Source organism: Dysgonomonas sp. 25 (assembly GCF_010501075.1).
In the GTDB taxonomy this organism is placed as follows: Bacteria; Bacteroidota; Bacteroidia; order Bacteroidales; family Dysgonomonadaceae; genus Dysgonomonas.
The window spans coordinates 204,615-228,944 of the sequence record NZ_QVMN01000007.1 but is presented as its reverse complement, the minus strand read 5'-3'; the positions used below and the strand labels follow the sequence as shown (position 1 = coordinate 228,944).

At 40.8% G+C, this 24,330-nt stretch carries 14 protein-coding genes and 1 tRNA gene; 2 read left to right on the top strand and 13 right to left on the bottom strand.

Annotation, left to right across the window (positions count from 1 at the left end):
• Positions 1 to 588: 588 nt before the first annotated feature.
• The 12 genes from D0T66_RS12230 to D0T66_RS12175 form a co-directional block, all read right to left on the bottom strand.
• Positions 589 to 1,119: a hypothetical protein gene (locus D0T66_RS12230; RefSeq protein WP_163357582.1), complete on the bottom strand. Its 531-nt coding sequence runs from the start codon at positions 1,117 to 1,119 to the stop codon at positions 589 to 591.
• A gap of 3 nt (positions 1,120 to 1,122) precedes the next feature.
• Positions 1,123 to 4,008: an RHS repeat domain-containing protein gene (locus D0T66_RS12225; protein ID WP_163357581.1), complete on the bottom strand. Its 2,886-nt coding sequence runs from the start codon at positions 4,006 to 4,008 to the stop codon at positions 1,123 to 1,125.
• A 12-nt stretch (positions 4,009 to 4,020) separates the two neighbouring features.
• The gene (locus D0T66_RS12220) at positions 4,021 to 6,876 is read right to left on the bottom strand and encodes a DUF6443 domain-containing protein (RefSeq protein WP_163357580.1); all 2,856 of its coding nucleotides are present in this window, start codon (positions 6,874 to 6,876) and stop codon (positions 4,021 to 4,023) included.
• A gap of 13 nt (positions 6,877 to 6,889) precedes the next feature.
• Positions 6,890 to 10,357 carry an RHS repeat protein gene (locus D0T66_RS12215; RefSeq protein WP_163357579.1) on the bottom strand — a complete coding sequence of 1,156 codons (3,468 nt, stop codon included), beginning with the start codon at positions 10,355 to 10,357 and terminating at the stop codon, positions 6,890 to 6,892.
• Positions 10,358 to 10,373: 16 nt separating this feature from the next.
• Complete coding sequence (locus D0T66_RS12210) at positions 10,374 to 11,537, bottom strand: T9SS type A sorting domain-containing protein (protein ID WP_221412220.1); 1,164 nt, start codon at positions 11,535 to 11,537, stop codon at positions 10,374 to 10,376.
• 528 nt (positions 11,538 to 12,065) lie between these two features.
• Positions 12,066 to 12,136 (bottom strand) — tRNA-Cys (locus tag D0T66_RS12205).
• A gap of 75 nt (positions 12,137 to 12,211) precedes the next feature.
• Positions 12,212 to 15,184 carry a PEP/pyruvate-binding domain-containing protein gene (locus D0T66_RS12200; RefSeq protein WP_163357578.1) on the bottom strand — a complete coding sequence of 991 codons (2,973 nt, stop codon included), beginning with the start codon at positions 15,182 to 15,184 and terminating at the stop codon, positions 12,212 to 12,214.
• Positions 15,185 to 15,922: 738 nt separating this feature from the next.
• Entirely contained in the window at positions 15,923 to 16,144 is a 222-nt protein-coding gene (locus D0T66_RS12195) for a hypothetical protein (protein ID WP_163357577.1), read from the bottom strand.
• A gap of 3 nt (positions 16,145 to 16,147) precedes the next feature.
• Positions 16,148 to 17,059, bottom strand: coding sequence for a glycosyltransferase (locus tag D0T66_RS12190; RefSeq protein WP_163357576.1), 912 nt, complete (start codon positions 17,057 to 17,059; stop codon positions 16,148 to 16,150).
• An 8-nt stretch (positions 17,060 to 17,067) separates the two neighbouring features.
• The gene (locus tag D0T66_RS12185; protein ID WP_163357575.1) at positions 17,068 to 19,659 is read right to left on the bottom strand and encodes a YfhO family protein; all 2,592 of its coding nucleotides are present in this window, start codon (positions 19,657 to 19,659) and stop codon (positions 17,068 to 17,070) included.
• An 11-nt stretch (positions 19,660 to 19,670) separates the two neighbouring features.
• Positions 19,671 to 20,573, bottom strand: a complete 903-nt coding sequence (locus D0T66_RS12180) for a class I SAM-dependent methyltransferase (RefSeq protein ID WP_163357574.1) — start codon at positions 20,571 to 20,573, stop codon at positions 19,671 to 19,673.
• A gap of 7 nt (positions 20,574 to 20,580) precedes the next feature.
• Entirely contained in the window at positions 20,581 to 21,246 is a 666-nt protein-coding gene (locus D0T66_RS12175; RefSeq protein WP_255489819.1) for an HAD family phosphatase, read from the bottom strand.
• Positions 21,247 to 21,331: 85 nt separating this feature from the next.
• On the opposite strand from D0T66_RS12175, the gene D0T66_RS12170 reads away from it, so the two are divergent.
• Positions 21,332 to 21,934 (top strand): nitroreductase family protein, encoded by a 603-nt coding sequence (locus tag D0T66_RS12170; protein ID WP_163357573.1) that lies wholly within the window; start codon positions 21,332 to 21,334, stop codon positions 21,932 to 21,934.
• Positions 21,935 to 22,007: 73 nt separating this feature from the next.
• Here D0T66_RS12170 and D0T66_RS12165 read toward each other — a convergent pair whose 3' ends face one another.
• Positions 22,008 to 23,210: an FISUMP domain-containing protein gene (locus D0T66_RS12165; protein WP_163357572.1), complete on the bottom strand. Its 1,203-nt coding sequence runs from the start codon at positions 23,208 to 23,210 to the stop codon at positions 22,008 to 22,010.
• Positions 23,211 to 23,506: 296 nt separating this feature from the next.
• Between D0T66_RS12165 and D0T66_RS12160 the strand changes: the two genes are divergently transcribed.
• Complete coding sequence (locus D0T66_RS12160; protein ID WP_163357571.1) at positions 23,507 to 24,325, top strand: MBL fold metallo-hydrolase; 819 nt, start codon at positions 23,507 to 23,509, stop codon at positions 24,323 to 24,325.
• Positions 24,326 to 24,330: the final 5 nt, after the last annotated feature.

Sequence of the window (24,330 nt, the reverse complement as noted above, 5' to 3'; positions counted from 1 at the left end):
TTAGTTAAAGAAATAGTTGATTTAAGCAAGTGTGTAGTACTCAAGTATCTCGACCAGAGTCATCTCNTCTTTTATTGTCTCTTTGTAGAGTGCGTTTGTCACTCTTGCTTTCGCTGTATCTGTAGTCCCAGGCAGATTATGTTTATCTTCTTGTTAGTGATTGGATATTAAAAAGTTAACTTCTTTTCTACTCGGTTTTAGTCTAACAATTGTACAACTTTTTGTTTAGTTTATAATTTTGTTATTAATCTCTTTTTATTTCTTTACTTATTACAAAGATAAGTAAATTCGGTTTGTTGACTGCAAGATTTTTCTTGTTTTATTTGAGAATTTTCTTTAATGAGCCATCTTCATAGATCTTGTTACCAATATAGTCGGTGGTCTTAGTAGTAGTCGTTCCGATACCATAAGTTGTTACTGCTGCCATAGGGGCCATATAGGTCACAGGGTCGGTTTCGTGAATAGTCCTTATTTTACTCCCGTGGCTGCATATACATACTTAATCCGTCCCTTAGCATGAGGATTGGCTATCTCTATAGCCATCGGTAAATTTAAGGAATTATATTATTATTTTTCTTTGGTTATTATCTAGTCCTGAATATTATCCTCTATTGAGTTTTCAATAAAAGTTTTATTATAAACTAATAAAGAATTAATATAATCTGTATCAAATTCGATTTTCCGTATAAAATCAATTCGAATTCGTAAATTTTCATCTAACCATATACCTCTGGAGTTAATTCTTCTCAGATAAAAGGATTTCTCTAAATAAGATTTAATATTTCCAATATATGAAAAAGAATCGTCCTTAAATGAAATCTGAAAAGTTATATTCTTAATAAATATATAAGAGAATAGATCTTGTGTATTCAAAGGTATATCTGTTCTCAATTGAAAGTTTAATTTATTATTTGCAGATAAAACCTTTTCAATGAAAATCTCATCATCCGTATGCTCTATTTTTTTTATATATTTTTTATTAATCAGAACAAAACCATCAACAAAATAATCATTCAAACTTTTTAGCAAAATCCAATCAGATCCTTCTTCAATAATAATTCCATATACAGGATACGAGCAATCTCGAACAATAATCTTAATAACATATTTCTTTTCCATATTTTATCTTTTATAAGGTCTTCTTGAATCTCCTTTTTCTCCTCGTTTTTGGTCTTTAGCTCTTCTTGAATCTCCTTTCTCATGTTGATTTCGTTTACTTGGAGATTGATTAGACCTATGTCCTCCTTTGACTTTTTGCTCAGAAGCTTCAGATGAAGATGAAGATTTATTTTTACTTTTCTTTTTAGCCTTCTTCTCGATCATTCGCTCTGTTTTAGTAGGTTTTGCCTTTTTAACACCCCGCTTTGCTACATCATCAGTTTTACGCAAGGCTTTTTGTACTACTTTAGCTACCTTTGGAGCTTTTTTAGCAATTTTTACTCCTTTATTTACTTTTCCCACAGGAGTAGGTGCTACAAATTCAGCGACTTCCATTGTTGATTCACCAAAATTTCTGCCATTCTCATAGTCAGCATTGCCTTTTTTCCTTTCATGGTTTGGATCTTTCCATCGCCCTGTGTCCAAAAGATATTCGCTTTGAGCAACATCTTCTGCATCATGGCCAATTAAGCCATGCATAAATCCAACTAATATGTCTATTGGATCTTTTCCGTCTGGATCAACAAAGAACATAGGATTATTCATACAATACGCATACGGCGACCAAGAGAAATAATTTTCTGCATGTGGGTCCACCGTCATAAACCTCGGTACAGCAGGAGACATATGCCTTGCCGAATAATCGTACCAATCCAAGCCATGCATTCGGTCTTGTTCTTTGCCATTGTACTTGTAGGCATCTTTGTCTTTGTTCAACCCATCAGCAAAGCTTGCTCCAAATGGATAGTAATGGTTCTGTTGGGTTACTGTACCGTTTGAAGTGGCCACGGCTCTGTTATTTCCTAAATGGTCTTTGGCATAGAAATGATATAGTCCGCCTTCGATGTAACCTCCGTCTACCAATATTTTCTTTAATGAGCCATCTTCATAGATTTTGTTACCTACATAGTCGGTCGTTTTGCTCTTATCCAAGGCGGAGAGATTAATATCTGAACCCATGATTGGTCCCGTATTAAAGCTCGAGTTATACCGCTGTGTAACCCGTAATTTTGTCCCTGTAGCTGAGTAGAGGTATTCATTTCTTGCTTCGGCTACAGGACTTTTGATATCCATCAGTTTCGGTAAATTTAGGGAATTATATTCAATCTTGCCAATTCCTTTGTTTAAATCTTTGGTCAGCGCACCATTTTTATTGTAGGTATATTCAATGGTCTGGTTTGTCCAGTCTTTGAAGTCTTCTGATTCACCCAAAGTAACCTTTGCTCCCGTATCGGTCACTTTTATCAGTTGGTTACCGTTGTAGTTCATGGTCAGGTTATCAACTATGTTATAGTTGTTAGCCGTTATCTTGCCATAGCGTTGCAGGGTCATCATATTACCCATCTTGTCGTAGGTGTATTGTGTCCCGTATTTCTCGTTCTGGTTTGCTCCTGTATAGTCAGCTTTCAGCAGGCGCGAAAGGTTGTCATAAGTATAGTTATACCTGCGTGTTTTCCCTTCTTGTGTCCACCCCATGGCACTGATGTTGCCACTATAGCTATAGGTCAGCGTTTCGGCGAAGTGGCTGTCTTGTATATCGGTCACCCACGAGCGTATGTTGTAGGTGTAGGTGGTGACGATTTCTTCTCCTACAGGCCTCAGCCCGTCTAAGTAGGGTCTTTCCTCATCGTCTCCGGGGTCGGTACTGCCGCCTTCTCCGCCTCCGGGATTGGTTCCGCCTCCGGGATTGGTTCCGCCTCCGGGGTTGGTGGAGGTAGATACTGTCCCTCTCAGGGTAATTTGTTCGGTGAGGTCGTTGGTCGAGGTCACAAGATAGTAGCTGCCCGGCCCGACTGTTTTATTCAGGCTTCTGTTTCCCGTGGCAAGGGATTCTTTGTTACTGTCGAGAAGGGATATGGAGGAGCCTGATGTGACGGCAAGATCCATAGTGGATTGTGTGATGTCGAATGTATATACGACATTGCGCCCTTCGTTGGGCTTATATTCTCTCATGTATCCAAAGAATCTGTCTATCCACGATATATCATCTTCTTCGGGGTATACGTAATAGTAAAATGGTTCGTTTTCATGATGGAAACCTACATATTGTTCCATGTCATTTACTTGATTCGTATAAGTAAAGTCTTGAGCATAGTTTCCGGCATGTATAGTGTGCTCCAAATCGAAACCTTGTTTTGTCGGAACCATAAGGTTAGAGATTTCCGAGGATTTCCATCCCATCTTAGTTTTCGATGCGCCTACTATTAACGTTTCAATGCGTCCATATGCTGTTCCGCCGTTTGTTACTTTCACGCCTGTTATCACAGCGTAATAATCTCCCGGAGGCAAATCGTCAGCAAAAAAGCTATTTAATCCATAAAATGATGTCCTATATTCCTCTGACATAGCTCCGATTTTATCATAGTCGTGATAAAAGAAGCAATCTTTAGTGGGATAAACCACCCCATTAGGACCATATAAGGTTATTTCGTTTCCGTATATTCTTGTTTGCGGAAGTATATTCGTTATCATTATATCCATTGTCTCAACTGTCCTGAAACGTATGCCAATAGGATTCCCATAATTATTTTGTGGAAATTTTTCCATACAGGTACATTCGCCTCCATGTTCGAGGCTTTCGCACGGATCTTGTATATCATACAGGACAAAGGAATCACCATTGAAGCCATATACGGGAGCGAGTTCGTCATCTCCAATAAATATCCGGGAAGCACGTTGTTTTGCTGGAAGAATATGAGATAGGGTATCACGTTGAGGATATTCTATAGCATAGCGTTCTTTGATATGGGCTTTATGCTGGGGATTGATTTCTTGTGCATGCCCATATGTTACCCCTAATGTAAGGAGGCTAATACTTATTAATAGTTGTTTAAATATAGTTGTTGTCATAATATCTATACTTTAGGGGTTGGTAATTTCTTCGTAGGTGTTGCGACGGGTGGTTTTGAGACGGCCTAATTCGTCATACTCATTCAAAGTCGCCATAATGATACGACTATCATTCAGCCGATGACGGGTTTCTTTCAAGCGTCCGGCATGGTCATATCTGTAGGTATACTGTTCTTTGGTTGTTATACCGTGTGCTGTCTGTTCAGTATACATCTTCGTCGGGTTACCTACAAAGTCGTAGGCAGTGTAGGTATAATCCATGCCGCCGATGTGGTTAGTAGAACGTGTTTGTATCGGACGTTTTTTGTTGTCGTAATAGATTACGCTATAGGTGAACTTATTCCGATTATCGAGTAAGCCAGTAGCAGTTCCTGTCAACAAACCTTTGTGCTGGTAAGTACTATTATCATCTCCATAGCGGGTGTTATATTCGGCTCCTTTGTTGGCAAAGGAAAACTTGTCTTCTTTATATTCGGGGCGCTCCCTGAACTGATAATTGTCGTAATAATTGACTTGTAGAATTCGTTTGTAAGTGTTAGGTGTTATCAGCTCCGGAAGACTGTTCCAGCTATAGGACCAATGGTCTGCTTGGTATTTTTCAACGACAAGGGTTGTTTCTGTCATATCACGCAGAGCTTCGTGTGTTTTGGCTGTCACAAGTAGTCCTGTCATCACGATTCTTCCGAAGGTATCATACTTGTTGAATGTCCATTCGTTGGTCTTGCGTTGTTCACCGTCTTGGGTGAAGATAAGTTGGTCGGCTTGGTCGTAAACCATATAAATCCAGTCGCAGCCGGGAAGGCGTTTTTTGATGCAGCGGTTGCGGTGGTCATATTTATAGAGGTAGGCGTATTGTTGCATGATTTCGTTGTCATCGCTCAGGTCGCTGGTGAGTTTGTCTACGGCTAAGGGTGGCAATACATATCTGAGATTACCATACTCGTCGTAAACGTAGTAGGTATCGTATTTCTCGCTGCCATTTAGTTGACGCGTCAGAATGACCTGTCCGAGTTTGTCTTTGAATTCATAGCTGGTATTATCGTCTTCGTCTTTTATTTCGGTTACGTAGAGTTCGCCTGACGGGTAGTTGCCTTTTTTGATTATGCCATTGGCTCCTGCTTCGAAATAGAGGCAGGGATGGGTTGTGTTATTGGTCAGGTAGTGGGTTTTGACAGATTTCCCATTGGTATGCCAGTGTTGACCGGGACCATATTGTTCGGTCACGCGGTTCAGGGGAGAGTTCTCGTAGACGGGGTTGCTGTAAGGGGTAGTATCATTTGCATATTGGGTAATTATATTCTCCTTAATGTTTTTGGGATTTATAAAATAATCGGAAGAACTCCTTTCCTTTACATAGGGAAGCCAAGCTACTGATTCTCTCCCAAAAGGGTCGTATTCCTGCAAGGTAACTAAGTCTTTTTTTGTTGGGGTAATACCATGTTGTATGGTTTGTTCGAGACGGCCTAATCCATCGAAATAACGCGTCACTTTTATTTGTTGACCCGCTTTTAATTCGGAGATTGAGGATGTTTCAACTAAAGGTGTTATTTGGCGAATTATGTTTTTCAGGATTGATATATTTCCTCCTTCTTCTGTTCCACTACCATTATTTGTAGACAAACTCCCAGTAATATTTGTTATAATATTATCTCCTTCAGCGATACTCCCTGATGGTATAATAGCTTTTGATACGGCAATATAAGTTCCTGCAGGTAGAGTCAGCCCTTCGACAGACGGGGCGTCCCAGACAATGCAGCTTTTCTCTGCCCTGTCACCAACTTCATATAAAAATATTTTTGTCGGAACATGGGATCTTTTTGCCGAAATCTCGACATTCATTGGTGAGTTTATTGTGAATTGATAGAAAATATCAGCACCTCTGTCTATATGGTAAGAATCCAGGTTATCGGCATACCAATAGCTGTCTTTCTTATCGCTATAGGAGAAATCATAATCATATTCGCCAATGTTTATAGGGAAGTCTATGACATCTCCTTCGGGAACCCGACCTTCAATTGAAGTAACAATTATTCCATTTGTCGTTGTTGTCTTTAAATTGGTTGTATATTCCGAGCCTTCTACATATATCAGATAATCACCTGCGGGTAATCTTTGGATTTGCATATTTGCTTTTGACGACGGCCGATAAGGTTTATCGTAATCCCAATAGCCTCCTACAGTTTTAACGTGGGTTGTTATAGGATAATAATATGGTTCTCCATCTCTCATTTCATAGCTTTCTTTATATGTAAGAAGATGAATTAACGTAGCATATTTAAGAGTGGATAGACTATGGTTTATTATTATATCCATTGGCTGTTCCAAAGTCAAATGGTAATAAACATCGTTTGATCTAGAAAAAAGTATCCCATAGTTATATCCTGATAAACTTCCATTATGTTCTTCTGTATTGCGGGCATCTATAAAGGAAAAGTTGGAGCTATGCTTGCCTACCTCGATAGGTACATGAATTCCTTCGGCATAATCGCTTTTTACAGTTATAGAAAAAGGGGTCTTCTCTATGCATGTCATGATCTTTCCTCCATCTAAACTTTCAGAACGTAATGTATATGTTCCTGCAGGTAAGATTTTTTTTATATAGGATTGATATATGTTAGGACTATTCGCTATATCCCATGATCCGTATTTTATATCAATTATATTTTTCTCAGAGTCTGTCAGCGTCATCTTAGTAGCACTTGCTTCGGAGTCCCAATGGTGTAAAATTACAGAAGAAGGTTGGCTCAACGAAAATTCATAGAGCAGTTGCGTGGTTACTTCACGTACAGGCTCCGCGTTCTCCATGGCATATATATTACCAGTTGATGCTAATATAAGTAGCAGTATATATTGGATTGTTGGTTTCATATATTTTTCTTTTTTACTCTTGCACATATTTATATTCCTGATTCTGCATTATTACCTTTTTTCCTTTTTCTATCCGATAGCTTTCGGTAAGACGTCCGGCATTATCATAGCTATAATAGATAGTCATTCCACTGCTATCTGTTGTTGAGATCAGGCCAACGAATGGTTTATAGATATAAGTAGAGATTTGGGCATCAGGCAGTTTTGCTCTTAGATTATTTATCTTTTCCATTTTGGTATGTCCTGTCATAGAGATGTTCTCGGGCTTTTCTCCTAACGCAATTTCTACGTCTGCATATGTTGCACTTACAATCTGGGCAACAGGGTATTGTCCTTCGTGTCCCCATAAGTATACAATGTTTGTTGCATTATCTTTTCGGAGATGAATCGGGTTACCATACTTATCATGTTTAAGATATTCAACTCTGACCTCTCTGTGTTCTCGTTTTTTTCCGGTCTCTACGGATGTTATTACAGGTAATCTATTAGGAAGGTTTTGTGTGTTTTCTACTAAAGAATAATTATTTCTTGTTACAGATATTATCGTATTACCTTTGAGTTGCTCTGTTTCGACAATAGGAGAGAGAATATTCAAGTAAGACATCCGCTCGTACGGAGCTCCTTGCTTCTCAAAGCTATATACATAGGTTGTATACATTTTCTTTTGATCTGATCCGATTGATGATTTATTCTTTAAATATCCTTTATTATAATGGTACAACTCATTGTTTTCGACTATTTCCTTAGGAATTGAATCTTTGTCGGAAGCATATACAAATTCCCTTGTATTTCTCCCGGCCATTTGACTGGTGCTAAATTCAATTGGTCTCATCTGAAAATATGCTCCATATGCTTTTCCGTAAACAGGAGCACCTCCGTTATAAATCACTGTTGTTAAATCAATTAATTTATTGAAAGTATAGCTCTTTTGTTCATTTTCGGATAGATTATAGGTATACTCCGCTTGTCTTAATAGCTGATGATTGGCATTATACATCTTTTCGGAAAGAATCTGCCCTCTCATTCGCGACCGATCGATGAATTCAATTTTCGAATTCTTTGTATAATCGCTAGCGTTATCCGGGAGTTTTCCATAAACCGACAGAGGATTTAAATCTGGCCAATTGCTATGGTCTGTATACTTTGAGATGGTATATTCCTTTAGTGGAATTTTAGTCAGATCGGTATTGTCATACCTAATCTCCAAGGCAATACTAGCCATAGAATCGGTCATAACGTAAATAGAATACCGGCCTGTAGTAAGCCCCAAGGATGCAGGAGTCTCAACGTAAGATTCACGTTCTTCTTTGTCGAAAACTATTTTTTTTGTAACAGGTCCTCTTATAAACAGATTTGCTTTTGCCCCGTTTTTATAGCCTTTGCCAGTAATATCCCATGTCTGGGAGTATATATCATCAATGATAATGTCATTGATATGTCGGATTCGTACAGGGTCTAACGGGGATATACTCAGGTTTGTTATTGAATCATTATCATGTTTTATATCATAACGGGCTTCGATAACAGAGGAATACGTTACATGATCGTTCTCGTAAGCACGAAGATTGAAGCCTGCGCTTGTTGTATAATAGAAAGGGGCTTCAACTTTATAATAACCACCTTGCCCAAGATAACCGCTTCCCAGATAATCGATTCTCTGGTGATAAATGGGTTTATAGTTTAATATCCCACTGGATTGTTTTGCTTTGAAAGAGTCCTTATAAATATACCTGACAACTTCTCCGTTGTTGCTAAGGTAAACATTGGGAGTATTAATTATTTTTTGTATTCTGACGCCTCCGGCTTTTTCGGGGTTGCCTATAGATAATAATGCCGGATAGTAAGATGATGCGGAGGTTCGGGATATTATTTTATTATATGTATGTTGTTCATATTTGAAATAAGAACATCCTCCTGTTGGATAAACGACACGACTAAGCATTGCCAGATCAAAATCTTTATCTGTAGGCTCCCTTCGGTTAGTTTCATACTCTATCGAGGTGGCATTAATACTTTTTGCTTTTGGTATCAGATCTCCTTCCTCAACAGGGGTTCCTCTCCAATAATTCCAATAATCGATATTTTTAGTTAACGGAGAAGGCAAAGTCCCTAAGTTATAGTAAAAGTTATAAATTCCTGTTTTAGACAATTTGATACCGGATAAAAAATAACGGCTATATTGCTCATTTGTGCTATGATAGGAAAGAGAAGCTGTATTTATCTTTTCGACCTGAGCTCCATTGTCTGTGTAGTACGTGGAGACAGAATCTAATTTCGCTCCTGCTTGCTTTTCCAATTCAAAGAAATGTTCTTCTCTTACCGGAATACGACTGTTTATCGGGGAATAATGAAAACGAATGAGTTGATTGTCTGTGAATATCACATCTATTAATGCTACCTTGGTCAAGGTGTGATTGATATTAGTCGAAACAGAATTAGGATAATTTGCACTCGCCGATAATGAGGAACTGGCATCCCACGAAAAAGAAGATAAATAATTCATTTTATATTGGGTAGCCTCGGATGATGGGAGTAACCTCTGCCAATTATGTTTAGCATGGTATTCTGTAGACAGCGGTTTATATTTGATATTCAGAACTCTTCCATTTGGCGCTTCTATCTTATATAAATAAAAAGATGATATGGAAGGTTTAAATTCATGGTTCTCCAGAAGATCAAAAAAGCCGTCGTGCTGAAGCAACCCATTCATGCGATGACTCCATGAAAGGCTATACTCCATATTATCATACGATCCTCCGAAAGAATACGTATAGCCGTCATCGGTTATGATCTTAATAGTAGAGTAGTAATTAGAGTTAAATTGAGCATATGTATACTCGTCTAACAATATTTTATATTTGCCGCCTGATTCTGAGGACACGCTAACGCTTCCATCAAAGTTTATCATAAATTTTCCCGAATGCCTTCCAAAATTAAAGTGGTATATATCAGAATTTGCTTCAATATCAATGTTAGGATATTGAGTGTTATCTGTAAATATAGGATAGGGTAGTGCTAAAAAAGAAGTAGGAATATATTTTGTATGATTAGTGATAATATCTGTTTGGTTATATTTTCCTTTATTTTTCAGAAAATACATAAACCCGCGAACATCTTGATTGTCGTATATTTCTTCATCATCAGATATCCCTTTTACTTCACGACTGATAACGCCTGCCCCTGACAGAGACCAGTTGAGGCCTACAGAACCTTCTGCTTTCATCGGCATAAAACCAGATGAGTTATAATTGACTGATATTTGGAGTTCGAAATCCTGATCCTTAATCTCCGCCAAGGGGACTGATAGATTAAAACGTCCGGCATTCTGAGAAACAGGAGTATTTCCAAAACGCATTATATCCGCCACTTCTGGTGATCTGAAATAGTTTTCCGGATCTCGAGATCTAGCAACATCTTCATTTTGAGCCAAAAGGGTCAAAACTACAAAGATCTTCAATAATATAATAATACTTCTTTTCATGATATGTTTCTAAAAATTACTTTTTAATAATATTCTGAGCGACTGAGATTTGATTGTCGGTTATGATTTGCAGGACATAAGCGCCTTTGGGTAAAGTGTGGCAGTCAATATTGGTCTGATGTCTACCGGCTTCCTGTACTTGTTGTTTGGACCTGTAATACATCGTCCCATCGACGATCGAGTAGAGGGTGATTTGAACTTTTGCTTGTTGGCTAAGTTCGTAACTCAGAGTTAAGTTATCTTGTATGGGGTTAGGATAGTAGTTGTAGTTAGCTATCAGATTGGTTATATTTTCTTTCTTCGTCTCCTCTGATTTGTCTTCTTTCTTCTTGTTTATGTCCCACATTTCATCCAAGATACGTTGGTTATCAGGGTCGGTATCTATATACAGGTGTTCTTGAGGGGGATAGTAGAAGCTGGTAGCGAAAAGGATACTGTTATCCTTGGTATCGATATTACGGATGGTTTCGAAGATAGGATAGCGATAGCCTTTGGTGTACCAGCGATAGGTTTCTAAGTGTTTTTCGCTCGTGGGTTCTTGGCTGACTGTGTTGATTGAGAGGTCTTGTATGGTTTGAATGGTTTTGATTCTTAGTACGGGGTTGATAGTATCACCACCGGGTAATATCATCTTGCCATAGGCATCTGCTGTGATGGTTACGATGCCTTGGGTATGGATGGGTTCCGTGCCGGAGTAGTAGCCGCGGGTAGTATAGGGGGCACTGATGGTATTACCGTAGTTGAATGGATAGGTTATCTGGGGATAGGCGGGGGTGTATTGGAGTTTGACTACGGGGTTTTCATGGCCTAGGAGTAAGAGGGTATTGTCTTTTATTTGGTAGTAGTACATGGTGTTATGTTCGGTACCTACTATCAAATCGGATGGGAGGATGGTATTATCTTCTTTTTCGAAGGTGTTGTAGCCCATGATATAGAGGCTGTCGCCTTGCAATGGGGCGGGGCTATAGGTGAGTTTATATTCATCGTTAATGCTTTGAAGTGTGGTGAAATTCCAGATGATGCTTTTGCCGGGGTCACCGGGGGCTATATACTCGACTTGTTGTTTGATAAGCACATCGCCGCAACGGATAGTGTTATGTTCCTTGGTTAACTGACTAAAGCTGTATGTACTGTAACTCAGCAGTGATATAAGCAGCAGAAATGATTGTAGCTTCTTCATAAATTGAATGGTATTATTATGGTATTATTTGTTAGCATAGTATAAAAGCTCAATGGGTTCTTTTTATTATACCGACCTCTCTGCTTTGAAGAGGGATGTATTTTCATTCTCTTTATTTTTTCTATTGATAAAAGAATCGATTATCAGGGCCCATTTACGGGTGCTTTTTAACTTTTATATAGCAAATTTAACTTTATTCCGCGGATTTGCAATGATTCTTTTTATGTTATCGAACATAAATAAAAAAAATACCTTATGTAGAGGGCTGTTAGAGGGGCTTGAAGAGTTATTAATGTGCCTGTTCACATAAAATTTAACCCAGACATATCCTTTGTCTGATTTACCAGGTCGTAAATAGAGATTAATTTGTACCATGTTGGTCTACATTTGAGTCATTTTATACCCTGTGGTCTACATTTGGTCTACAATTTCCAATTTTTGACCTTTTGAATTTCTCAAATAACTAACTGGTATTTAATAAAATAGAAAAAGACAACAATCGAATTGATAGTTGTCTTTTACAAATAGAGGTTCCTGGCGGATTCGAACCGCCGTAAACGGTTTTGCAGACCGGCGCCTAGCCACTCGGCCAAGGAACCAATTTTTGCTTTTGCGAGGACAAAGATATAATATTTTCCCGATAGTGCAAAGATTAGGCTAACTATCTTTCGGCACTAATCGATATTTTCTTTTGGCTTCAAGGTTATCCCAATCGTATTTTTCCCATTTATCTTGGTCACGGCAGGGCTCTTAAAGCGGATATGGCGTATATACTCCGATTCGTATACAGCCGGCTGGTTATCTAAATAGGTCTTATCTATATATCCTCCACCCTCTTCGTGCTGGTTGATAAAGAAATAACCAACACCAAAAGATGTGAGATTCTGGAAGAAATGTGTACCTTGGCTCGGATCGATACGATAACCGTCCAATGTCATCTCCACCAACAACCGCGCATTTGATATCTGTGACCATTTTACCGGTATTCCCAAATACGGGTCACTGCTCCCCCAACGTCCCGGACCAATTAAAACATATCCCTTGTCCGCGTCCAGAAACTGCCTGTTAAGCTGGTCTATTTCAGAAACAATATTAATATTATTGATGGCATCGAAGTTATCTGTTTTAACATATACAATATCATATATATCATTCATCACTCCATGCCCCAAAGCCGTATTAGTAGATAATATCAGCTTATCTTTATCCACAGAGGTGAGATCCTCGTGCATTATCTCGCGGTTCTGGACAATAGCCCTTATTTGCAACAGATAAAAATAACCTTCTGTACGGCTTTTCAAATCTACAGCAAATTCTATTTCAACAGCCCGTCCCATTTCTTCCTGCCCGATGCGCATAACCTCTCTCAGTATTTCAGCCAAAGGGAAAGAATCGTGCTGCAAGACGCTGGCAAACGAAATAACCTTACGTCCGTTCTCATAATAACCGTCATATATCGTATCATCTTCCGGGATGTAAGTCGAAGCTATCAGCTTCAACGAACCGTCTTTATCGGCATCTTTAATCGTCAGTTTCAGCATATTAAAGGCATCATCCGTTGAGAAACGTTCTGCCTTATTCGTCAAATCGAGTGCATAAAAGAGACGCTGCGTATCGCGCAAAGCGTATTCGACCGAACTAAGCTGCATAATGCTTGCCGGATGATAGGGAGAGAAGCTAAGGCTGGTGCCTCCGTCGACGATATATTTCCCAAATCCTAACACAATACTCGCAATGCCTTCTTCGGGCTTCTCGTGACCGATAGGGTAATAGTTGAGCGAACGCGCAACTCCCGAAAGCGTAGGGTAGAAACGGTCGCCGTAGGTAGTACCAACCACTTCCTGCAAAACAATTGCCATCTTCTCCTGCTCGATAAGATTCTGGGTGGCAGCCATATACACTTTACTATCTTGGTAAAAAACAGAGGCATATACAGCCTTTATCGCGCTACTCAGCATGTGCAACGATTCGTACCTGTCATCCGTCTTTGGAATCATATAAGTGGAATAAACACCCGCAAACGGCTGATAATGTGAATCCTCCAATAAACTTGACGAACGAACGGCAATAGGACCGTTGACCGAATCCATAAAAGCAAACAAATCTTCAATCAATGTTTCCGGCAAACGCCCTTTCAGGAAGTAGCGCAGTATCTCATCATCCGTCCTTTCCGACAAGGCTATTTCGTACAAATCATTCGCCTCCATAAACTCATCGAATATATCGGTACATAAAACGACTGTACGCGGTATGCGGATAGGTAAATCATCATCGAAACGTCCCAATTCGACATGCTCCTTCACCAAGTTATCCATAAAAGCGATGCTTCGCCCCTTCCCTCCGATAGAGCCTTCGCCGATACGGGCAAAATTGGAATAGGCATCGAATCGGTCTTTGTCGAAAATGGCTACAACGCCCGTATTCTTTATCCGCCGGTACTTGATAATAGAATCGTAAATAACCTTGCGGGCATCTTCATAATCCTCAAAATCCGATATATCTATCTTCTTCAGCAAGGCGGCAATAGGAAAGATAGCGCGCGAATAGAAGAACCGGGCAAAATGATGATGCTTCATGTGATACACCAACGAATCGATAGGTATATCGTATATCCGCTTCTGCAAATCTTTCAGGTTTCGGATGCGGAATATCTGTTCATTCGTTTCAGGGTTGATTATTACAAAATCTCCGAAACCAAAATTATTACGAATCTCCTTTTTCAGGTCTTGCGAGTATGTTTTCGAGTTCTTATCTATAAAGACACAATCGACATCGTCAGCATATTTCTTATTGGCTGTTTCCGACGAGTTAATTACCACAGGCAGGAAACGGTCTTTCGTTTTCAACCATTTTGCCAGCTCATAACCGGCTAATCTATCTTTCACGCCGTCATGCATATAACTCATATCGGTTATCACCCCCAACAGGTTATCTTCGTAACGGGTACAAATCTCTACTGCTTCTTCGTAACTGCGGGCAAGCATAATCTTAGGGCGTCCCCGCATACGGAGCATTTTTTCATGCTCATTCAAGGCCTCTTTCGAGAACTCGCGCGATTCTTCCATCACAATTTTATACAATACCGGGAGCGCTGTCGAATAAAAACGTACCGAATCTTCTACCAACAAAATAACCTGTACGCCAACGCTTTCGGTATCCTGCTCGGCATTCATCGCATCCTCTATCAGCTTAATGATAGCCAACAAAAGTTCGGAATCGCCTAACCAACTGAAAACATAATCGATAGCCGACAAATCTTCCGTTTCCAGACGCTTGGATACTTCGCGCGAAAAGGACGTCAACACCACGTAAGGTATATCGGGATATAATGCTTTCAGGTGTTTGGCGGTAATAAACAACTCTGCATCATCCATATTCGGCATTTGGATAATCAAATCGTAATGATTTGCCGCCAGTTCGGCAAGCGCCTCTTCTTCCGATATAACCTGCATAAAACGAGGAGGATAGCGCAGGTTGAGCGACGTATATTCATTGAAAATCTGTTCGTCGATGCGCCCATCGTCCTCCAGCATAAACGAATCATATTTAGTTGCAATCAGCAACACATTATAAATCCGTTTATTCATCAGACTTGCAAACGAAGTATCTTTAAACCTGAAATCTTTTATATCGAGTATTTCTTTCATGCGTATCTTATTTAATCAAACGAAGATATTAAAAATCTTCCTGTTTATCGCCGTGTTACTTTTTTCTTTTATTACACAGCTGCTTTTCAGAGAATTAAATATAAAAAGTAACATTCCTCTACTTATTTTGACCGTTTTTTATCGAGTTACTTTTTCTTTTTAACCACGGAGTTTCACAGAGTTTTTCACGGAGTTTTCTATAGAAAAAAATAACAATTAACATTGACTCACCTTCGTTCGTCGAACGTTGTTTCGAGGAGCGTAGGCGACTCAAATGGCTCAAAGACTCCATACTAAGGTCACAAAGCAGCAAACACGCTTGTCATACCGTCTATCCGAAAGAGATCCCTCGCATACACTCGGGATGACATATTATTCTCTCAAAAAGTAACATACCTCTATTCATTTCGAGCGTTTTTTGTCAGGTTACTTTTTCTCAGTGTGTCTCAGTGTCTCCTCTGCGAAACTCAGTGTTATCTTTTCTTCCCTTACACTATCAGAGCGAGATGCCTCCTGCTGTCGGCATGACAAAACTTTCAAAAAGTAACACATGTATACTTGTTTCTGGTATTTTTACCGAATTACTTTTTAACCCCGCCAAACATCCCTACAGAGGAGCCTTCTACTCCCCCTCTTGTGGAGGGGGCTGGGAGGAGGTGACCTTTTTCTTGTCTACTCGTCTACTTGTTTACTTGTTTACTCGTCAACTAAAAAATATATAGATAAATACTTCCCCCATTATTCGAACTTATTAACACGGCTAACATTCAGATAATCGTAAACCGACGAATCGATATAAGCAGCTAATGCTCTATTGGTGACAATGTATGACTTCCTGTCCCCTGCATCCGAATAAGTCACAAATGATTGATATAAAAATCCCCTGAAAATAAAAAGAAGCAGGAAAAAGATAGCCAGAACAATAAATGTGCGTTTGAGAAATTTACGGAAAGCTTTCATACGCTATCCTCCCAATAATCCACGCGTCACATGCCAGCGAAATTGCAACAGCTTAATACCCTTCGACGGACGAAGCGTAAAAAAGTAAAAAGCAAATAAGAGATAGGATGCCCCCCACTTTATAACCTCCTGAAATATACGCTTGTAATAAGCAGCAGCAGACACCGATTTGGTGCGTATCCGTTCGCTCTTACCTATCGAATAGGTCAGGTTCTTAAAATATTCCTTCGTGAGTTTCTTTGCCGGAATATAGTGATAAATACCCATCTGCGGGAGATAGAAAAACTGTTCGCCACCTCGTGTCAGGCGGTCATAAAGGTCTTTTTCCTCCGCCCCTATCAGGCTCGTACCTTTTCGTCCCAGCTCGACATTAAACAAGCCGTATTTTTCGAATACTTCTTTGCGAAAGGCCGAATTTCCTCCTCCGGGAAAACGCCCGTTACGAAAAGGCTTTAGTTCTTCACCCTCATACAACGCCCCGCCTATCAAGGCATTGGTATAATGCGAGAGCCATTTGGGCTCACCCGTTTCATACACAGGCACGATAGGCCCTCCACAAGCCATAGCCTGTGGATATTGCGAAAAAAATGTATCTATAGAAGACAGGTAGTGCTCGAAAACCGTAGCGTCATCATCGACAAAGACAAGGATCTCTCCCCTACTCTCCTGTACGCCCCGGTTGCGGGCATAAGAGAGTCCCTGGTTGGTTTCTACCAAATAGCGGAAGTCAATCTGCGGGAAATCTTGCGAAAACTGCCTACAAATCTCCTCGGTACTGTCCGTACTGTTATTATTGATGAGAACTATCTCATAATTTCCGGCAGGATAATCTTGTCCGGCAATACTCTTCAAAGCATTGTAGATATACTTTTCCCTGTTATAGGTACAGAATATGACCGAACAACGTTTTTCCATCCGTATTTTTACTCTTTCTTACGAAGAATTAAAACTCCCAATCCAGCCAGCACAAGCAATATCATAAGACTACTGCATATCGTAGTAATAACCCGCGAAGTATTGTAGGCATGCGGAATAAATTCGAAAGTGATTTCATGTTCACCCGCCGGAACTCGCAACGCGCGTAATGTCCAATCGGCACGCATATAATCGGTCAATTCGCCATCGATACGCGCTTCCCATCCTTCGGCAAAGTAAATCTCCGAGAAAACAGCCAGTTGCTCCGTAGCAGCTTTCGACTTATACGTAATTCTATCCGGCTTGTACACAGTCATTTCTATCGTTGCCGTCGAATCGGGAACGATATTCAATCCATCTAACTGACCGGCAAAACGTTTGTCTACAATTGCATAATCAGCCGGATGTATATCGCCTAACGCCTTGATTTCTTCATCGGCATTTTCAACCAGTTTATAAGCAGGCACAAACCATGCATTGCCCATTCCATGCGGATTGACTACCGGAGGATATTCGGCAGCATAAATAATGTATCTGGCATTCAGCATATTCAGCATAGGCGTATTGGCAAATGCCGGATATACACCTTGATTCATTCCCATCAACAGGTCATTCATTGTTGCTTGCTCGTTATTCTGCATCTCTGCTGCTACCTTGCTGAATTGCTGGCTGCAAACGCCCGTTATATATTGCACCTCAGCGCCCATATAATAGTCTATCATCTCCTGATAGCGACGCAGCTTAACTGCACTGTGCCCGCCTATCGACTTATGCCAGTAGGAGGTATAATTTTCGTTGAACGGGTCTCCCAGTTTCAGCACTCTGTACGAAAGGTCATTATCCTGAAGGATATATCTATCGGCCTCTGATTGTTTGAATATTACTTTCTCATAATAATCTTCGGGCATATAATTATCCTCGTCGATATAGCGACGATCCACTCCCCACAAATCGACTAATACGAGGGCGGCAATGATGAGTGATACAATAAGCGCCATTCTCGTTTTGTCCATCTTCATAGGACGTGTCGAAAGCCATAAAACCACAGTAGCGAACAGGATAAACATAAGCGAACGGAGAGCATCGGACGATAGCATTCCCTTACGCGTAGCCAAAACAGCCTGCCAGAAACCGCCCGTTTGGGTTAAGCCTGTTTGCTCGTCTACAGGCGAAATGAAGTTGAAGAATGCTCCCGGAGCAATCCATAATAAGAAACAGATTCCTCCTGTCACACCCAGCGAAATATAGAGGGCTTTCTGGCGTTTTTTCTTTTCCATATCGCCATAGAGAAATTCTTTTAACCCCCAAATGGCTACAAAAACAATAGTAAATGCCGGGATGACAAGCGCCGACGATACTGCCCTGAACTTGGCATAGAGCGGGAAATAATAATAGAACAGGTCGTTAAATGCCTGAAAATTCTTACCCCAAGCCAAGAGGATAAATAAGACGGTCACTATCAGCATGCCCCATTTCAGCTTGTGAGGGATTATAATCATCCCCAGCAGGAAGAGGAAACAAATAATAGCCCCCAAATATACAGGGCCGGAAGTGAACGGCTGCGCTCCCCAATATTCGGTCGTATAGCGATAGAGTTGTTGAGCGTTTTGTTGAGGTATCTGTCCCGATTGCACCCCTTGTATAAGTGCTTTGTAAGGTGCCGAGTTTTCGCCGTATTGTTTGGATATACCTCCATGAACATCCGGCACTAACAGGCTGAATGTCTCTGCTTTTCCATAGCTCCAACGGAAAACATAGTCCCAGTCGGCACCCGCTGCTTTTTTCTCATCTTCGCCAACATTAGCTGTCAATTCCGATTCGCCACGGATACTTTCTTCCGACATCAGGTAATTGTTGTACACATTCGAGTAATTAGCCGCAAGCGCCAATATAACAGCAGCGACCAACAGTCCCGTACCTTTCAGCAAGCCTTTAAACTCTTTAGCCTGTATAAAATCAATCAGAACAAAAATATAGATAACAGCACACATAATGGCTGTGTAATAGGTCATCTGCACATGGTTATTCCGGAGTTGAAGCCCCAGCCCTAATGCCATGAGTATGCCGCTCAATAAATACTTTCGCTGATACAATACCAGCAATCCTGCCACAATCAGCGGGATATAGGCTATCGTCCAGGCTTTGGTCATATGCCCGGCAACCAATATAATAAAGTTGTAGGACGAGAAAGCATAAGCTATTGCCCCTGCTATGGATACACCCGGTTTGAAGCCACCCAGACAAAACAAGATATAGGTAACAATCAAAGCCATCAGTACCGGCCCGGCAGTGCCATGTGTCAATTCCCTGACGGGTTTCTCTATATAGCTGAGCACGTTGGGCGCTCCTCCCCAGATACCAATCTGGTAGGCAGGCATCCCCGAAAAGACTGTACCTGTCCATGCCGAGCTTTCGCCTTCATCGTCATAATACTCGCGTAGTTCTTCGGATGAGCCGAGGAATAGCGTACGGTCGCCCTGATTAAGGACTTTTCCTTGATAGAGAGGCGCAAAATATATCATCGTAATGGCGATGAATAAGATGATTGCACCGATATGCGGCAATATTCTGCGAATGAGCGATTTTTCCTGATTGAGCATAGTATATATTATTATCGTTGTTTTTTCAATATGTAAACGAGCGAACTGGCCTTTTTCTTGTGTATCAGGCTGCGCACGAAAAAGACATTTCCCGCCATCAACCCGATAAGGGATGCCAACGGGGTTTTCTTATTCTTTTCGCTAAGCATAGCGATATAGAAAGCATCCAGATACATGGGTTTGATAGCTTTCAGTTCGAAGTTATGTTTGTTTGCCAATAGCTTAAAATCATCGGGCGAGAAGTGCCACAAATGGCGCGGAACATCATAGGCCGCCCAGTCTGCCTTGTAGTGTTCGGCATCTCGGGATACTTTGTTGGGCAGGGCTATAAAAATCGTTCCATCATCTTTCAGTATGTTATGCAACGACTGCATCACCTTGTCCAGATGCTCCATATGTTCCAGCACATGCCACATCGTGATGGCATCGTACGAAGCGGCAGGAATATCGAACAAGTATTCGGAAGGATAAGGTTCTATACCAAATTTCTCCTTCACTACCTGACGCACCTCAGCCGATTGCTCTATACCGTCTACCTTCCATCCCGCTTCTTTCATCGTATGCAGGAAATAGCCCGTTCCACAGCCCACATCGAGTAAAGAACCTTTATCCGAAGCGGTATATTTTTGCACAAGCTTCGATTTCGATTTCAACGCCATTTCGCGTGCCAAATGATACAAGCGGTTGATTATCCCTTTCTGCGTATCGGTATGCGAGATATACTCGGGCGACTCGTAGTACCTGCCAATCTCCGCTTCGGCAGGAAAGTCCTGCGTAAAGGCAAAACCACAAGCGTTGCAGATGTCTATTTCGAATTGCTCGCCTGTTGCAAAATTATCCCTGCACCGCAGATAGGGCTTGATGTCCGCACGTTGGCAAACAGGACAATTCTCGGTATGTATTGTTTTCGGCATTCGGTTATTATTGGAATAAGGCACAATCGACCTGATTGTAATTGGTTATTATCTGGTATGCTGCCCAATCGGAATAGTCGTCGTCGTTGGAATTGACAACAATGATATTGCCTGCTCCGGCATTCTTAGCCGCCAGCAAACCCATATTAGCATCTTCGAAAACAGTGACTTCCTCCGGCTGTATACCTATCAGTTTCATTGCTTTTTCGTACAAATCGGGATGCGGTTTTCCGCGCATTGTGCCATCGTCGTACACAACCTTATCGAGGTCGAACCACTTTTTCAAAGGCAAGTGCTCGAAATAGAAATTGAGGTTCTCCTTCCCCGAAGCCGTAGCGATGGTGAAAGGGACGTTTTTGTCTCTCAAACAGTCGAGAAAAGATTCTACGCCGGGCGCTAAACGGATTTCTGTTTTCAGGCACAATTGCCTGTACAGCGCTTCTTTCTCGCCGGTATAGGCAACCACCTTTGCATCCGAAATATCTTCGCCGAAAAGCTCTTTGAGAATATCCTTATTCGTTTTGCCATGAATAACACGGAAGAAGTCATCATCCGAAAGGTACAGATTGTGCTCTTTCAGAAAAATATTCCATGCTTTATTATGTAATGGGGTATCCCAAAATAACGTTCCGTTGAAATCAAAAACAACTCCGGTATATTTCCTGTTCATCATTTGTTCTTTATATCCTGCAAATGTACAAAATAAACTTTTACACGCATCGGATTGTTAATAGGGAGTAAACTAATAAAACATGATTATGGGCAAAAATTTTAAAGAAGCGATACAAAACTGCAGAACTTATTATAGTTTAAACAACCAGATATCCGTTTCGGACGAAGAAATCAAAGAAGTAATAAACCATGCCGTGAAGCATGTTCCATCAGCTTTCAACTCGCAAACGACAAGAGTGATACTCTTGTTGGGCAAGCAGCACCAACAGTTGTGGAGCATCGTTACGGAAACATTACGGGCCATCGTTTCTACCGAATTATTCAGCAAAACCGAAGATAAAATAAAACATGCTTTCGCTTCGGGTTATGGAACAGTCCTTTTTTTCGAAGATCAGGAAGTGGTCGAAAGCCTTCAGGAAGCCTTCCCTTCCTACAGCGACAATTTTCCGGGATGGTCAATCCAAACGTCGGCTATGCATCAGTTTGCTATCTGGACCATGTTGGAGGCGTTAGGCTTGGGCGCTTCGCTACAACACTACAATCCGCTGATAGACGAGGAAGTAAGGAAGACGTGGAATCTCGATCCGAAATGGAAATTAATCGCTCAGATGCCTTTTGGCAATCCAACCGGAAAACCGGGCGAAAAAGAATTCGAACCATTGGAAAAGCGAGTAAAGATTTTTGAGTAATTCACTTTTAATATAAATAGAAAAAGGTGCACTAAATTGTTTTTTAATGCACCTTTTCTTATTTTGTTTTCAATTAATCTTTTTTGCAACGTATAGCAATCATATAGTTATTTACCGGAACATTAAAGCGCCCGATACAACTGCCGTATGCAGTCCAAAGAGTTCTAATCCACATATCCGTAGCATTGTACTTGCTACTTGTCATAAAACCAGCCTGCGGCATAATCGTAGTACCTGCATATAAAGGACTGGCATATAAGACATCAAATCCTCCATTCTGAGCGGTTTTAGAATCACCTGCACCAGCACTTACAGAAAACATTCTTTTAGCCTGACTCCCTCTTCTGACATCATTTTCTATTTCTAAAGGAGTATACCAAACCTCGTTTGCAATTGGAGTTATGGTATAGTTTACAGAATTTTCTGCCAATTCCTGTTCCAAGCGGTTCCATTCCTTATCGCTTGGTACATGCCATCCTCTCGGACAAATACCTTGTACATATTCAGAAGGTCCTTCGTCAGTCTCGTGATGTCCTTGATTCTTTGTAACGCAAACATCTCCGTTCATGCCTGCAAACCAACTGTAAAGCATTCCTTGCTCTACAGTCCAGGATCCGGGAGCAGACTGACCCGGCGTATAAGTTCCGGATGTTATAGCGTAAGCAAAGTTTCCTTGTGTATCAGGATTAGCTATTGCATTATTCAAAAGCGTCCCGTCAGGAGTATATTTTGTTGCTAAGTTTTGAGTCATCCATTTTCCTGCGTCTCCAAAACTGGCATAATAGTAAGTGGTTGATTCTCCGTTATATTCCAGCTTAAACTGATTTGTACCAATGTAAGTTATCGAACGAACATCTTTTCTTCGTTTCTTTCCTATAGGCTCCCATTTTTCGCCATCCCAGACATGAATCATTGAGTATATGCCATCTAATTCTTCGCCTACGCATTGCAGATCTTCTCTCATATTGTAGACAAATAAACCGGCGTGATCGCCTTTATCCCAATTGTCGGAAGCTATTGTCCCTACAATTGTAGTAGCCAGATTAGTTCCTGCTGCCGGGATAGTCAAAGAAGAAAGAGAAACGCGGGGAAGCCCCAAACCTTTTGTTGAGTTTTCGCCTCCGGGAGAAAGTGCATTTTTTTCTTTGAGTTCGAGTAATGCTCCATCGACAGGAGTGCTGTTAGAGCCGATCGTTACTTGTGAGAATAAATTTAATGGTATAAATATTAAAAATAGGACAAGTATTAGATGTGTAAGATTTTTTTTGGTTTTCATAAATGTAATTCTTATAGTACTGTTAATGTGAAAATCGATAATGCTAATTTATTGCTTATATGTGCTCGAAGTGCAAGCGCAAAGATAAGAATTATTCCTAACATACTCACGTAGTACGACAAATAAAAGAAAAATCATTTTTTTTCGTATAAAAGATGAACTAAATTCCAAGTTATTGGTTTTATATAGTGATAACAGGTTAAGTTTTTATAATAGTATGAGTATTATTTAGGTATTGGATTATTCGGGAAGAGGTGATTGTGAAATTACCTCTTCTTTTTTTGTATCTTAGCCCTATGTTTGAAATAAAGATCATCGAAAACGGCTATTTCATGGCCGACGGCGGGGCGATGTTCGGTGCTGTACCGAAACGGGCATGGATGCGCAAATACCCTTGCGACGAAAACAACCTGTGCCGCTTAGCAATGCGCTCTGTGCTTGCTGTTTCCGATTCAAAGCGGATTCTGATAGACTTGGGCATGGGCGACAAGCATCTTGATGAGGTGAAATACTATCAGCCCCACGCACTAAAGGATATCGACACTTCATTGCAAGAATACGGCTATTCCCGCGCCGATATTACCGATATCATCATCACCCACCTCCATTTCGACCATTGCGGCTATGCTACCGCGAAAAGCGAGGACGGTTCTATCACCCCAACCTTCCCCAATGCGAAGTATTGGTTGAGTCGCAAACAGTGGGATAATTTCTGTCACCCGAACCGGTTAGAGAAAGACGCCTTTTTCGACGTAAATATTGTACCTGTCCACGAAGCGGGACTGCTGCATTTCATCGAGGATGATACCGAACTTTATGATGGGCTTCGTCTCGGCTTGTTCGACGGGCATTCGTCGGGGCAACTGGTTGCATACATAAATACCATTGATGGAATAGTCGCTTTTCCGGGCGATTTGATTCCGACCGCTGCACATCTGCCATTGGAATGGATTTCAGCTTATGATATAAGTGCTATCGATTCTTTGAATGAAAAGGTAAGGTTTCTGATCGAAGCAGTTGAAAATGAGTATACATTAGTCTATTGCCACGATGCCTATTGTGTCAGCAGCAAAGTCAAACACCTGCAAAACGGATTATATACCAAAAAGCGTTAGATGAT